The 14,574-nt window shown below is 63.3% G+C and carries 13 protein-coding genes; 9 read left to right on the forward strand and 4 right to left on the reverse strand.

Features of this window, described 5'->3' with window-relative positions; genetic code table 11:
* Positions 1–6: 6 nt before the first annotated feature.
* Positions 7–585 (reverse strand): invasion associated locus B family protein, encoded by a 579-nt coding sequence (locus tag RX327_RS16020; protein WP_028334141.1) that lies wholly within the window; start codon positions 583–585, stop codon positions 7–9.
* 27 nt (positions 586–612) lie between these two features.
* Positions 613–1,500, reverse strand: a complete 888-nt coding sequence (locus tag RX327_RS16025; protein WP_317250826.1) for a dienelactone hydrolase — start codon at positions 1,498–1,500, stop codon at positions 613–615.
* Positions 1,501–1,663: 163 nt separating this feature from the next.
* On the opposite strand from RX327_RS16025, the gene RX327_RS16030 reads away from it, so the two are divergent.
* From RX327_RS16030 to RX327_RS16040, 3 genes are all read left to right on the forward strand, one after another.
* A complete protein-coding gene (locus tag RX327_RS16030; RefSeq protein WP_317250827.1) occupies positions 1,664–3,358 on the forward strand; it encodes a SulP family inorganic anion transporter in 1,695 nt (564 codons plus the stop codon).
* Positions 3,359–3,537: 179 nt separating this feature from the next.
* Positions 3,538–6,288, forward strand: a complete 2,751-nt coding sequence (locus tag RX327_RS16035) for a decarboxylase (protein ID WP_317250828.1) — start codon at positions 3,538–3,540, stop codon at positions 6,286–6,288.
* Positions 6,289–6,379: 91 nt separating this feature from the next.
* Positions 6,380–6,814 carry a hypothetical protein gene (locus RX327_RS16040; protein ID WP_050386291.1) on the forward strand — a complete coding sequence of 145 codons (435 nt, stop codon included), beginning with the start codon at positions 6,380–6,382 and terminating at the stop codon, positions 6,812–6,814.
* Between the two features lie 41 nt (positions 6,815–6,855).
* Here RX327_RS16040 and ppk2 read toward each other — a convergent pair whose 3' ends face one another.
* A complete protein-coding gene (gene ppk2, locus RX327_RS16045) occupies positions 6,856–7,656 on the reverse strand; it encodes a polyphosphate kinase 2 (protein ID WP_317250829.1) in 801 nt (266 codons plus the stop codon).
* A gap of 22 nt (positions 7,657–7,678) precedes the next feature.
* The gene (locus RX327_RS16050; protein ID WP_028334147.1) at positions 7,679–8,134 is read right to left on the reverse strand and encodes a hypothetical protein; all 456 of its coding nucleotides are present in this window, start codon (positions 8,132–8,134) and stop codon (positions 7,679–7,681) included.
* Positions 8,135–8,290: 156 nt separating this feature from the next.
* Between RX327_RS16050 and RX327_RS16055 the strand changes: the two genes are divergently transcribed.
* From RX327_RS16055 to RX327_RS16080, 6 genes are all read left to right on the forward strand, one after another.
* Positions 8,291–8,728: a hypothetical protein gene (locus tag RX327_RS16055; protein WP_028334148.1), complete on the forward strand. Its 438-nt coding sequence runs from the start codon at positions 8,291–8,293 to the stop codon at positions 8,726–8,728.
* The gene (locus tag RX327_RS16060) at positions 8,721–9,953 is read left to right on the forward strand and encodes an HlyD family secretion protein (RefSeq protein ID WP_317250830.1); all 1,233 of its coding nucleotides are present in this window, start codon (positions 8,721–8,723) and stop codon (positions 9,951–9,953) included. The genes RX327_RS16055 and RX327_RS16060 overlap by 8 nt, the downstream gene beginning before the upstream one ends.
* Before the next feature lie 24 nt (positions 9,954–9,977).
* Positions 9,978–10,391: a hypothetical protein gene (locus RX327_RS16065; RefSeq protein ID WP_244978539.1), complete on the forward strand. Its 414-nt coding sequence runs from the start codon at positions 9,978–9,980 to the stop codon at positions 10,389–10,391.
* A 100-nt stretch (positions 10,392–10,491) separates the two neighbouring features.
* On the forward strand, positions 10,492–11,802 hold the full coding sequence (locus RX327_RS16070; protein WP_244482438.1) for a TAXI family TRAP transporter solute-binding subunit: 1,311 nt from the start codon (positions 10,492–10,494) through the stop codon (positions 11,800–11,802).
* Positions 11,803–11,889: 87 nt separating this feature from the next.
* Positions 11,890–13,620, forward strand: coding sequence for a DUF3300 domain-containing protein (locus RX327_RS16075; protein ID WP_317250831.1), 1,731 nt, complete (start codon positions 11,890–11,892; stop codon positions 13,618–13,620).
* Positions 13,617–14,549, forward strand: a complete 933-nt coding sequence (locus RX327_RS16080; protein ID WP_317250832.1) for a DUF2950 domain-containing protein — start codon at positions 13,617–13,619, stop codon at positions 14,547–14,549. Before RX327_RS16075 ends, RX327_RS16080 begins: the two co-directional genes overlap by 4 nt.
* Positions 14,550–14,574: the final 25 nt, after the last annotated feature.

Below are 14,574 nucleotides of genomic sequence, written 5' to 3' on the forward strand. Positions count from 1 at the left end.
TCTCAATCATTCATCGATGACCTGATCGAGTGTCAGCGCGGGCGCGCCCTTGCGCACGCTTGCAAAGCGGTCGAGCGGCACCGATGTCGTCATCGTCAGAATGCTGGTGTCGACGACCTCGATCGAGAGCGTCTTTCCGCCATCCATGTCCTCGAGGAGCTTGGGATCGGCGACATCCGCCGCGATGCACATGTTGGTCGCGCACCAGGTATAGGGCAGGCGATACACTTGCTTCTGGTCGACCGATAGCTTGACGCCGGCCTGCAGATACATCCCGACCGGCAGGAATAGCTGGACGCGGCTGCTGCCGTCCTCTCGCTCGATCAGATCGAGGCGAACGGCCGTCTGTCCGGTCCCGAAGGTGCCCGTGATCGTCGTCCGGCATAGTGTCTTGGCGCCGGCGGCATTGAAGCAGAGCTTCTTCCACTCGCCATACTTGATGTCTCGCGCCGCGCGCGCGCCCCGCGGGGCCACCTCGCCACCGTCTTTCGCCGCAGCCGGTGGTGAGGGCGTCTGTTGACCGTGGGCAGCACTGATGCCGGCCGCAAACAGCGCCAACTTCGCCAAGGCACCATATCGGACCATGGATGCTCCTCCAGCGGGAACGGCCGCCTAGCGAACCTTGTCGAGAAATCGTTCGACCAGGGGCGACCACGTGGGAATGGAATCGGGTGAGCCGATCAGGAAATGCCCTTCGTCGCCGAACGGCGGCAAAAGATGGTACTCGGCACGACCGCCGGCGCGCGTGAAGGCCTCGTGCATTCGCTTCGACAGGGCCGGGCCGAAGAATGTGTCGTTCTCGATGTAGAACCACAGCATCGGCACCCGCGATGTATGGCCGAACATGCCGGTGGCTTCGACCAGCTTGTCGGGCGCGCAGTTGTTGTTCGGCTTGCCGTCGACACGGCCGCCGCGGCCGGCCGCAAAGGTGATGATCGCCCTGACTTGCGGCGGATTGAGGCTGGACAAGGCGATGGACGCCCAGCCGCCCGCCGATTGCCCGACGACGATGACGTCGTTGGGCACGATGCGCTTCTCCGCGGCCATGTACTCAATGATCCAGAGATCGACCTGCGCGACGGCGAGGCCCGGATCGAGGAAATTCGGATTGGTGCATTTGCCGATCTTGGAGAAGAACGGGCCATAAAGACCGCGTTCGGGAATATCGATGGCCGCCGCGCCATAGCCGGTCCCGACCGGCGCCACCACGAGATAGCCGCGCCGCGCGAACCACATTGCGGCATCGCGGAATTCGACCAGCGGGAAGAAGCTGCGATCCCTGGCGTTCAGTGACACGCCATGGTTCATGATGACCAGTGGGAAAGGGCCGTCGCCGAGCGGACGGACCAGATAAGCGAACATTGGCAGCGGGGTTGGCAACGCCCAGATCTCTTCCTGGATGCGCTGGGATGTGTCTCGGTCCTCCGTGCGCGCCGGAGCGATCATGCCAAGCAACAGCAGCGCTGCGGTTGCGAAGGTCCGTAAGCGGTGCTGACGCATGCCATGCGCTCCGGCAGTCATCTGGCAAATCTGCAGGTCACGACGATCGAGCCGCGCAAGATCAGAAGCACATCGAGGACTGCGAGGCTTGATCTGAATCAACGCGCATCGGGCCCGCCGGCGCAACCACATGCGAACATTGTGGCGTCACACGGCGGGCTTGATGTCGATCCAGGCAGAGACGAGTTGGGTGCGCTGGTTTCCGCCGGCGAACTGGCTCGCCGACTACCGGGCATCCTGGCTTGGGGCGGACGCAATCGCCGGGGTCACGTTGGCGGCCTACGCGATTCCGGTGTCGCTGGCCTATGCGGGGCTCGCGGGTCTACCGCCGCAGATCGGCGTCTATGGCTATCTGCTCGGCGGCGTGGGCTACGCCCTGCTGGGCTCGTCCCGGCAACTCGCGGTCGGGCCGACGTCGGCGATCTCGCTGATGATCGCCGGCGCCGTCGGCATACTGGCCGGCGGCGATGCCACGCGTTACGGGCAGATTGCCAGTCTCGTGGCCTTCAGCGTCGCCGTGCTCTGCCTGATTGCCTGGCTGTTCAAGCTCAGCGTGCTGGTGCGGTTGGTCAGCGACAGCATACTGGTTGGCTTCAAGGCCGGCGCCGGGCTCACCATCATCATGAGCCAATTGCCGAGCCTGCTCGGCGTCGCTGGAGGCGGTCACAACTTCTTCGACCGCGTGATCAAGCTTGCCGGCCAGCTGGGTGACACCAGGCCGCTGGTGCTCGGCGTCGGTCTGACTGCGACGGTGCTGCTCTTGCTTGGCGAGAAGAGACTGCCGGGAAAGCCCATTGGGTTGGTGGTGGTCGCGCTCTCGATCCTGATGGTCTCCGCGCTCGGGCTCGCGCAAATGGGACTGCCGGTGACCGGGCCGATCCCGACCGGGCTGCCAACGATGTCGTTACCGACATTTGGTCTGCTCGAATTTGACGATCTCTTTCCGATCGCTGCCGGATGCCTCGTGCTGGCCTATGTCGAAGGGGTGTCCGCCGCGCGAAGCTTTGCGGCAAAGCACGGCTATCCGCTGGATGTCAGGCAAGAGTTTCTGGGACTCGGCGCGGCCAATCTCGCCGCGGCTGTCGGGCATGGCTATCCCGTCGCCGGCGGGTTGTCGCAGTCGGCCGTGAATGACGCCGCCGGCGCACGCACGCCGCTGGCGCTGGTGTTCTGTTCGGCAACCCTCGCGCTCTGCCTGCTGTTCTTCACGAGCCTCCTGACCAATCTGCCGAAGACCGTGCTGGCCGCGATCGTTTTCTCAGCCGTCTACAAATTGGTCGATATTGCGGCGCTCGCCAGAATGTGGCGGATCAGCCGGATCGATTTCTATGCCGCTATCATCGCGCTGGTGTCCGTGCTGTTCCTCGGGATATTGCAGGGCGTGCTGCTGGCGGCCGTCGCCTCGATCTTCCTGCTGCTGTTGCGGGCGTCGCAGCCCAATATCGCGTTTCTGGGCCGTCAAGCCGGCAGCGGGCGCTATTCCGACCGGGCGCGACACGATGACGTCGAGCCCCTGACCGGGATCATCGCGTTCCGCCCGGAGACCTCGCTCCTTTACGTCAATGCCGAGACGATCTTCGAAACGGTGCTGGCGGCGCTTCGGATGTCGCCCGACGTCAAGCTGGTGGCTTGTGACCTATCGGCCTCGCCGTTCATCGACCTTGCGGGCTCGCGCATGCTGCACGACCTTCAGCAGGAACTCGCATCGCGCCAGATCACATTCTGCATCGTGGGCGCGCACGCGCAGTTGCGGGATCTGCTTCGGGCGGATGGTCTTGCCGACAAGACCGATAGCGGCGACTGGACGCGTACGCTCGACAGCGTATTGAGCAACAGGAAGCCGCAGGCAAGCGGCTAGCGTGCCGTACGGACCGCCGCGACATTCCAGCCTTGTTGCGTCGCAAGGCGTCGCGATCATGCGCGCTTGGGGGCTGTCTCAATCCGGCTTGCAGCTTGACTTGGATCAAAGGGCGCAGTGGGCCCCGTTTGTACGATTGGACAGAACCAGCGCTGAGATCACGAGATCAGGAGACACTCATGGCCAACAACGCGAAGCCGGCACAGCAGCGCATCGACCAGTTCTTCTCCGGGCCTGGCGGACGAGCCGACAATTGGCGCGATCTGGTTGAGGCGGCGAAGGTGTGGAACAGGGGCGGCAACCGTGCGGCGTATGACGCCGCGCTGACGGCGCTTGCGGTGACGGAGGAGTTTCACGGCTATCCGGGCCTTCGTTTGATGGCGGCGTTGAAGGAAGCCGCGGCGGCGGGCGACGCCGCCACCTCGCATATGCTCGCGACGCGGATCGCCCAGGCACTTCAGACAAAATCCTTCCGCCAGCATGCAGGTGACTGGAGCACGCAGGACGAGGGCAATGGCGACGTTCCTGATCTGCTTCCGCCAACTCTGGGGCAATCGGCGGCGCGCCGTCCTTACTTCGAGACCCTGATCGTGACCGGGGTGCCGGCCAGCAACTGGCCGGGACTCTTGTCGGAGTGGCGCAAGCTGCGGCGTCCGGTCGACGCCTTCATCTATGAGCCCGTGGTCGTGGGCAACCTCGAGGACGCCTTCTGTGCGGCAATGCTGAACCCCAACATTGCGGCGGTGGTGATCAATGAAGGCTTTGCGCTGCGCTCGCGACACGATGCGCCGGTGCTTCGTGCCATGACCGGTGCCATGGGGCTCAACGAAGAGTCCGATGCGTCCGCGCTCCGGTTGGCCCATATCCTGAAGCGGGTGCGTCCCGAGCTTGATCTCTACCTCATGTCCAATCGCGACGTTGAGGAGCTGGCCGGCAATCCCGAAGCCGATGTGGTGCGCCGGGTATTCTACTCGGTCGAGGATATCCTCGAATTGCACCTTTCAATTCTGGAGGGCGTGCAGGATCGCTACGACACGCCGTTCTTCGACAACCTCAAGAAATACGCACAACGCCCGATCGGGACGTTCCATGCGCTGCCGATCGCCCGCGGCAAATCCATCTTCAAGTCGGACTGGATCCGCGACATGGGCGAGTTCTACGGCCCGAACCTGTTCCTGGCCGAGAGCAGCGCCACCACCGGCGGCCTCGACAGCATGCTGGAGCCGACCGGCAACATCAAGAAGGCGCAGGAGAAGGCCGCCCGCGCGCTCGGCGCCGACCGCGTCTTCTTCGTGACCAACGGGACCTCGACCTCGAACAAGATGGCGGTGCAGGCGTTGCTCGCGCCGGGCGACATCGCGATCGTCGACCGCAACTGCCACAAATCGCACCACTACGGAATGGTGCTCGCAGGGGCGCAGCCGCTCTATGTCGAGGCCTTCCCGATGACGGAATATTCGATGTACGGCGCGGTGCCGTTGCAGACGATCAAGCGGGCGCTTTTGAACGCGAAGGCGGACGGCCGGCTCGAGCGGGTCAAGATGCTGGACCTCACGAACTGCACCTTCGACGGCCACATCTACAACACCCGGCGGGTCATGGAGGAATGCCTCGCCATCAAGCCCGACCTGATCTTCCTGTGGGACGAAGCCTGGTTCGGCTTCGCGCGCTTCTCGCCCTTCCTGCGCCGGCGCACGGCGATGGGGGCTGCCAACGAGATCGAGGCCTGGATGCACGATCCGAAGTCGGTCGCGGCCTATGAGAAACAACAGGCCGAGCTCGGCAAGAGCCCGTCGGACGAGGTGCTGCTCAAGACGCGGCTGATTCCCGATCCGCGCCAGATCCGGTTGCGCGTCTATCAGACCAACTCGACCCACAAATCGATGTCGGCGATCCGGCAGGGCTCCATGCTCTCGGTCAAGGACGTCGAATTCCACACGGTCGAGCAGCAGTTCAAGGAGGCCGTCTTCACGCACGCCTCGACCAGCCCGAACCAGCAGCTGATCGCCAGCCTCGACGTCTCGCGCCGGCAGATGGAGCTCGAGGGCTATGGACTGGTGGCCAATGCCATGGAGATCGCGTTCGCCATCCGCAATGCGGTCAACACCAATCCGTTGATTTCGAGGTATTTCCGCGTTCTCGGCGCGGACGCCATGGTGCCGAAGGAATATCGCCAAAGCGGGTTCACCGACTATCTGGCGGCCGGTACCAATTGGGCGAGCGCCCTGAAGAGCCTGGACGAGGACGAGTTCTGCCTCGATCCGACCCGGATGACGCTGGTGTGCGGCACGGCGGGGTACGACGGCACCCAGTTCAAGGGCATCCTCGCCAACGAGTACAACATCCAGGTCAACAAGACCTCACGCAACTCGGTGCTGGTCCAGTCCAACATCAACAACACCCGCAGCGACGTCGCGCATCTTGTCCGGGTGCTGGCCGAAATCTCCGGCGAAATCGATCGCGGCCTGGCCAAGGGCGGCGCGAACGCCAGGGTCGACTTCGACATGCGGGTCAAGAGCCTGATGAAGGACGTCCCCGACTTGCCCAACTTCTCGCATTTCCACGACGCCTATCGCAGCGATGCCGGCACGAAGACGAATGAGGGCGACATCCGCACCGGCTTCTATGCCGCCTATGACGTGGCAGGGTGCGAGCATATCCGCCTCGACGATCCCGAGATCGACCGGCGGCTGAAGGCCGGGCCAGAGCTCGTCTCCGCCAATTTCGTGATCCCGTATCCGCCGGGCTTCCCGATCATGGTGCCGGGCCAGGTCATCACGCAGGAAACCATCGACTTCATGCGCAAGCTCGATGTGAAGGAGATCCACGGCTACGACGCGGCGGAGGGCTTGAAGCTCGTGACCACCGAGGCATTGGCCAGGATGGGCAAGCCGCGAGCGGCCGCGCCGAAGTTCAAGGCTGCATCATAAACGAGGGAGATTCCGCAAGGCGTCTTCGCATTCTTGCGGCGATGAGTCTTGCGCAACAAGGCGTAACGCAACCGGTTCCTGGAGGGACATGATGAGAAAAGTGAGTTTGATTGGAGCTCTTGCTATGCTGACGATTGGAGTGGCCGGCTTCAGCGCGCCGTCACTGGCTGAAACCGGCTCGGTCGCCGTCATCTTCACCAAGGGTGGATTCATCGTTGGTGTCGGAGGCGGCGAGGGCGTGTTGACGCTGCGCGGCAAGCACTATCCGTTCACGGTGTCGGGCATGAGCGTCGGCTTCACGATCGGCGCTTCGACCACCAAACTGGTCGGGCGCGCCCTCAATCTCAGAGGGCCTGCCTCGATCGAAGGTTCCTACAGTGCCGCAGGCGCCGGTGGGGCGATCGCCGCGGGCGCCGGCGGCGTGCAACTGCAGAACGCCAATGGCGTGATCCTGCAGCTCAGCGGTCCGAAGGTGGGCGCCGAAGTCTCGGCCGCCGTGGGCGGGGTTTCCATCCGTTTGAAATAGGTCCGGAGAGGTCCAGGCCGCGCCCTTCGCGGCCTGGACCTCTAGTAGCGTTCCTCGACGAACTTCATTCCGCGCAGTCCGGCCTGATCATTGTAGCGCCCCTTGTTGGAGCGCTTGGGGAGCTTGACCTTGTCGCGCCTGACCCGTCCGTGAGGGATTGTTTTGAGCAGGAACGAAATGCAGTTCAGCCGCGCCCGCCGCTTGTCGTCGGAACGGATGACGTTCCAGGGCGCGTGCTCCGAGCTCGTCGCCTTGAACATCAGGTCGCGCGCGCGGGAATAATCGTACCAGCGACGATAGGATTCGAGATCCATCGGGCTCAGCTTCCATTGTCGTACTGGATCATCGATCCTGGCCCTGAAACGGCGTTCCTGCTCGTCCATTCCGACCTCGAGCCAGATCTTGACCAGGATAATTCCGCCGTCGATCACGTATTTCTCCATTTGGGGACAGAGCGAGAGAAACCGCTTGTGCTCCGCGGGCGTGCAGAAGCCCATGACATATTCGACCCCCGCGCGATTGTACCAGCTCCGGTCGAAGATCACGATCTCACCGCCGGCGGGAAACTGTTCCATATAGCGCTGGAAGAAGAGCTGCGTCTTTTCCCGATCGGACGGCGCCGGAAGCGCGACGACGCGAAACACCCGCGGACTGACCTTCTCGGTCAAGGCCTTGATCGTTCCGCCTTTGCCGGCCGCATCGCGTCCCTCGAACAAGATGATGACCCTGAGCTTGTTCGCCTGCACCCAATCCTGGAGCTGGCAGAGCTGGGCCTGCAGCTTCTGCAGCTCTTCCTCGTAGTCCTTGCGCTTCATCTTCCCAGTCGGCTTGTCTTTCGCCATGGATATCCGTCCATCGTTTCAACTAATCACCCCAGGCAATGACAATGCCGATGTCGCCGGGCATGCCGCCGGGGTAATCGACGATCTGATAGCGGATGCGGTAGCCGCGCGGCTGCAGGTAGTCAGCCCAAAGCTGATATATTTCCCTGGGGATACCCGTCAGCGTCTTCTCCCAGCCGGACTCCATCTGATTGATGGCTCGCCCCTTGTCGGTGCACAGCGTATTGGGGAAGCGATAGACCTGCACTTCGCTCAGCCCGTTGCGCACCGCCCGCTGAATCACCGTCGACGCCAGCTTGACCTTCTCGTCCTCGCTGAGTCCGGAGGGCTTGCTCAGCCGCTCGATCAACGCTCGCTTCTCGGCTTCGATAGCGGCCGCACGCTTGGCGTGCTCCTCGGCTTTCTCCGCTTCCTTCAGCGCTGCCTGCTTCTGGATCTCGTGCGCCTTCGGGATCAGGTCATCGATTTTGTCTCGCATGGCTGGGGACTCCTAAGCCCGATCTTCCACCTTGCCCCCGGAACGGTAGGGATGAGCCGACCGGCTTCCTTGATCCAGATCAAGCAAGCGCGATAGGATCGTCAGCAGTGTCAATCAAGATTCGCCTGCGGTGTTATTGCGACCGGGAGACTTGGCTTGAGCGAACAGATGCATCCGGCAGCCCCCCATCATCTGCCGTTTTTCATTCCCGGCGCCGATGGGTCGGACGCCCTGATGGTGGTGATGGGCATTTTCCTCGTAGCCACGGTCTTGTGGGTTGGCACTCTGTACTGGAAGCTGCACAGCCTGCCGGAGCGCATGGCGCACAAGAGCCAGAAACTTCAGTTTGAGATCGTCGCCGTCCTCGGGCTGATATCGCTTTTCACTCACATGCATATCTTCTGGGTCGCCGGCCTGTTGCTGGCACTCATCGATCTGCCGGATTTCGGCACGCCGATGCGCAGCATCGCCGATTCCGTCGAGCGCATAGCAGACGCCACGCCGGGCGCTGCCGAACCGGAAGCTGAATCCGTACCTGGCGGCGGTCCCGACGTCCGGACGCCCGCCAAGCAAGAGGTGCACAACCATGCTTGAGCTGATGATCTGCTCGCTGGTGACGATCCTGCCGGATTACCTCTACCGCCGCTATCGGCAAGGCAAGCGGTTCGGCAAGGAGATCACGTTCTTCTCTGTCTGGTACGAACTGAGATGGGGGATCACCGGCTGCCTGATGCTCACGATTTCGCTGATCACGATGATCTTCTACTTTCATCCTTCGACAACCTCCGCGGCGATCTACTTCAGGACCGTGCCGATCCTGCCCGAAGGCTCCGGTCGTGTCGTCGAGGTCAATGTCGACTTCACCGCGCCAGTGAAGAAGGGCGACGTTCTGTTCACGCTGGACAGTTCGAAGCAGAAGGCCGCGCTCGAAACCGCCACGCGCAAGATCGCCGAGGTCGATGCGTCGTTGATCGCGGCGCAGGCCGACGTCGTCAAGGCGGACGCTCAGATCGGGGAGGCGAAAGCCTCCTTGCAGCAGGCAAAGGACGAATTGGACGTCAAGATCGAGCTGCAGCGCCGAAATCCCGGCATCGTGCCGCAGCGCGATATCGAGAAGCTGCAGGTGCTGGTTGATCAGCGGCAGTCCGGCGTCGATGCCGCCAGCGCCGTCAAGGAATCGGCGACGTTGCGGGTCTCCACGCTGTTGCCGGCCGAGAAGGCGAGCGCCGAGGCCGCGCGGGCGCAGGCGCAAGTGGATCTCGACAAGACCTTCGTCCGTGCCGGCGTCAATGGCCGCGTCGAGCAATTCCTCGTTCGCCCCGGGGACCTCGTCGCCCAGATCATGCGGCCGGCCGGAATCCTGATACCGGACGAAGCGGGCCGCAACAAGTTGCAGGCGGGATTCGGGCAGATCGAGGCCCAGGTGATGAAGCCTGGCATGGTCGCGGAAGCCACCTGCATGTCGAAACCCTGGGTGATCATTCCGCTGGTCGTCACCAGCGTGCAGGATTTCATCGCCGCCGGCCAGTTTCGGGCCACCGAGCTGTTGATCGACCCGCAGAGCCTGCAAAAGCCAGGTTCGATCCTCGTGTTCCTGGAGCCGCTTTACAAGGGCGGCCTTGACGGCGTGACACCGGGCAGCAGTTGCATCGTCAATGCGTACACCAGCAACCATGACGAGATTTCCGATCCGAAAACCGGCACGTTGAAAGGCTTTGCCCTGCACGCCGTCGACGCGACTGCACTTGTTCATGCCTTGCTGCTTCGGATTCAAGCTCTGCTGCTGCCGATCAAGACGCTGGTGTTAAGCGGTCACTGACGGGCGCGAACAGGGAGACGGCATATGAAACCGAACTGCAAGTTTCGCGCAATCGTGGCGACGGGCATGATCTTCGGATTGCCGGGTTACGCGCACGCTTTCGATCTCACGGGTGCCTGGGCCACGAGCGCCGAGCAATGCCGAAAAGTGTTCGCCCACAAGGGCAGGGCGAACCAGCTGACCTTCACGAACTTCTCAGGCGTCTATGGCGGCGGATTCATCGCCGAGCCCGATCGCCTCCGGAGCAAGTTCGAGAACTGCAAGATCAAATCGCGCAAGGACGACGGCCAGACCATCAACATCATCGTCGGCTGTGCGTCCGGAATCATGGTATCCAATGTGCAGTTCTTCCTTAAGGCCGTCGACGACGATACCATTACGCGCCAGTTCCCGGGCATCGATGGGATGGAGGTCAACTATCATCGTTGCAAGATCTAGCGTCCGGTCCCCGCACTGGCTCAGCGCCGCCGGACCGTTGTCAGCTGACGCCGGACCGATTGGGTAGCGCGCCGTGGATCCCAGCAGGTTGCCGAGGTCATTGCGCATCGCCCTGGTGGCCGGGCTTGTGCTTTTGGTTGGAGGCGCGAGCCTATTCGCCTATCGCTGGTACGAGCGGCCGACGACCCTGACGATCGCGGTTGGTTCGCTGGACGGCGAGGCCGGCAGACTGGTCTCGGCGATCGCAGGAAAGTTCGCCCAGTCGAAAGCGCCAGTCCGGCTCAGCCTGGTCCAGACGCCGGGACCGCTCGAGTCCGCCAAGGCATTCGCGTCCGGAAAGGTAGACCTCGCGGTCGTCCGTGGAGACGTCGGTGATCTCTCGCAGGCCCAGGCCGTTATCGTGTTGGCCCATGCCACCGTCCTGTTGGTTGCGCCGCCCGGCGCTGCGATATCTGACGTGGCGGAGTTGAAACGCGCCACGATCGGGGTGATTGGTGCCGAAGCCAATCAGAAGCTGATCAAGGTGCTGACCGACGAATACGATCTGACGCGCGCGGGCGTGACGTTCAAGCCGCTCGCCCCGGCGGACGCGCGCCGGGCGCTCGACACCAAGGAAGTACGAGCAATCCTGCTCGTCATTCCCTTGACCGAAAAGTACCTTGCGCTGCTGCGCAATGTCTTCGCGCGCACCACGCGAGCCGGCCCGGTGATGATCGCCATCGAGTCCGCCGGAGCCATCGCCGAGAAAGAGCGCGCCTATGAAAGCTTCGACGTACCCAAGGGAACCCTGCGCGGCTCGCCGCCCATTCCTGCTGATGACCTGACGACGCTGCAGACGTCGTTTTATCTGGTGGCACAGAAGAAGCTTGGGAATGACGTGATCAGCGACCTGACTCAGTCGATCATGAACGCGCGGCGACAGTTGCTCGCCGAACTGCCGGCGCTCTCCCAGATCGCCACGCCCGATACCGATGCAGGTGCCTACATTCCCGTGCATCCCGGGGCGGCAGCGGTCTATGAGGGAACCAGGGAGAGCTTTCTCGATCAATGGGGCAATGCGATCTTCCTGGCGCCGATGATCGCAGGCGGGCTTGCGTCGGTGCTCGCGGCGGCGTGGAAGTTTCTCCGCTCGAGCGAGACACCGAGCCGGAAGGAGGCGCTCGACACGCTTTATGCACTGGCAGGACGAATTCGGATGGCTAACCGTGTGTCGGACCTCGAAGAGATCGAGCGCGAAATCGATCAGGTGCTGCGTACGCAGCGCGAGCAGCCGGTCGCGGATGACAAGGCCGAGCGTGCCGTTACGGCGGTGAACGTTGCCGCCCATCGGCTCGAGAACCTGATTCACGACCGCCGCATCCACCTTGCGTCGCGACAGCCGGGCCAGGCCGGAAGCCAAATCGAAAGCTGAGCCGAAGGACAGTTTCCTTGATCTCGATCAAGGAGGGGAGGGGATCGTGGCCGATGCTGTCGACCGTTGGTGTCGATGGAGGTCGCGATGGTCCGTTGGGGCAAGACTCTGCTCGCGGTTGTGCTGGTCTCGGTGACGTCCGTTGCCGCATTCGCGCAAACGGCTGACAAGCCGCCCGCCCAGACCAGCCCGCCCGCCCAGGCTAGCCAGCCGGCTGCGGCAACCCAGCCGACCGATCAGCTCCTGAAGCCGGAACAGCTGGAGGCCCTGGTGGCGCCGATCGCGCTCTACCCGGACTCGCTGCTCGCCAACGTGCTGGCGGCGTCGACCTATCCGCTCGAGGTCGTGCAGGCCGATCGGTGGGTCAAGGAGCGCAAGAGTCTGAAAGGGGATGCGCTGAAGACTGAGGTCGACAAGCAGCCCTGGGACGACAGCGTCAGGGCGCTCGCGAGCACGGCGGACGTTCTCGCCATGATGAGCGACAAGATCGATTGGACCAAGAATCTGGGCGATGCTTTCCTTGCCCAGCAGCCGGACGTGATGGACGCGATCCAGCGCCTGCGCACCAAGGCCTATGACAACAAGAAGCTTGTTACGACGAAGCAGCAGAAGGTCAGCGTTCAGACCCAGGAGAACAAGCAGGTCGTCGTGATTCAGTCGGCGGATCCCGAAGCGATCTACGTGCCGTATTATGATCCGGCAACGGTCTATGGGTCGTGGCCCTATGCGGAGTATCCTCCCTATTACTTCGGATATCCGTCGTATATCGGCGCCGGCGTAATCGCCGCGGGTCTCGCGTTCGGTACGGCCTGGGCGATCGGACGCTGGGGCAACTATTGGGGCGGCGGCTGCAATTGGGGCAACCGCAACGTCTACGTCAATCACCGGGCCACAAACATCAACGCCGGCTGGCAGCATAATCCGACACATCGTCAGGGCGTGCGCTACAACAACAGCAACGTCCAGCAGCGCTTCGGCGGCAACACCAATCGGGCCGGTGCCAGCGATCGGATGAACTTTCGCGGCCGTGACGGTCAGCAGGTTCTCAATCCCGGCGATCGCCCGGGTGCAGATCGCGCAGGTGACCGGGCAGGAGACCGCGGCGGCGACCGTGCGGGTGATCGCGCCGGAGATCGTGCGGGCGATCGCGCTGGAGACCGTGGAGGCGACCGCGGCGGAGATCGTGCGAAGGGTGGTGACCGTCCAGGTGCAGGCGATCGCGCCAAGGGCGGCGACCGCGCGGGTGCCGGCAACAGGGGCGGTGGCGATCGCGCAAAGGCCGCCAACCGCGGCGCTGCCGGTAACCGCGCGGCTGCGGCGAATCGTGGCGGTGGCAGTCGTGGCGGCGCCATGAACGTATCGTCCGGACGGGCAGCTGCGGCGGCATCGGCGCGCGGGCGATCGAGTATGGCCAGCATGCCACGCGGCGGCGGCGGCGGCGCAAGTTTTGCCGGCCGTGGTGGCGGTGGCTTCAGCGGCGGCGGAGGCGGCTTCCGCGGAGGTGGCGGAGGTGGCGGCTTCCGCGGCGGCGGTGGCGGTGGACGACGTTCCGACATCGCGCTGAAGCATGATGTCGTCCTGCTCGGCCATCTCGGCAACGGGCTCGGCTACTATCGCTTCAGCTATATCGGTAGCGACAAGGCCTATGTCGGCGTCATGGCGCAGGAGGTCGAGCAAATCATGCCGGCGGCGGTGACGCGCGGCGCCGATGGCTATCTCAGGGTCTATTACGACAAGCTCGGGATCAAGTTCCGCAGCTACCACGACTGGCTTGCCGCCGGCGCGAAGATTCCATTCCCGTCGGAGGCATCACGATGACAGGCCCCTCATACTCGCGACTGGATCGTATCGCCTCGATCGGCGTGGCCGCGGCAACAGCACTCGCCTTGCTGCTGTCTCCTGCACGCGCGCAGCAAGGCTTCCCCAATCCGGAAGACGCGGCGTCTGCCTTGGCAACCGCGGTCAAGACCGGCACCAGTCGGGCGATGCTGAAGGTGCTGGGCCGCGATGCCGCCGATATCATCGAGTCGGGCGACGATGTCGCCGACGCCAATGCGCGAGAGAGCTTTCTTTCTGCCTACGACGCCAAGCATTCGATCAAGGCTGACGGCAACAAGAAAGCCATCTTGATTCTGGGGAGGGACGATTTCCCGTTCCCGATCCCGCTCGTCAACAACAATGACGGCTGGAGTTTCGACGCCGCCGCGGGACGTCGCGAAATCCTCTACCGCAGGATCGGCCGCAACGAGCTGGCCGCGATCCAGACCTGTCTTGCCTATGTCGACGCACAGAACGAATACGCAGAGAAGGATCGCGGCGAGGGTGTGGGCGCCTATGCCCAGCGCATCGTCAGCAGGCCGGGCAAGACGGACGGGTTGTTCTGGCGCGACGACAAGTATCCAAGCCCGCTTGGCGAGCTGGCCGCCCAGGCCGCCGCGGAAGGCTACAAGGTCGGCGAGCAGAGCATGCCGTATCACGGCTACTACTTCCGTATCCTCAAAGGGCAGGGGTCCGATGCGCCGGGCGGCGCGCTCAACTACGTGGTCAAGGGCAAGATGATCGGTGGCTTCGCGTTGATCGCCTGGCCCGCGGAGTACGGAAATTCCGGCGTCATGACCTTCCTGGTCAATCACGCCGGCACCGTCTACCAGAAGGACCTCGGCTCACGCACCGATTTCCTCGCCAAGCGCATGATCGTTTTCGATCCGGATCAGACCTGGAAGAAAGCGGATCCGACAAATCCCTGAGCGAGGAGGGGACTGCAGTGACGCG

The sequence above is a fragment of the Bradyrhizobium sp. BEA-2-5 genome (assembly GCF_032918025.1).
GTDB lineage: Bacteria > Pseudomonadota > Alphaproteobacteria > Rhizobiales > Xanthobacteraceae > Bradyrhizobium > Bradyrhizobium pachyrhizi.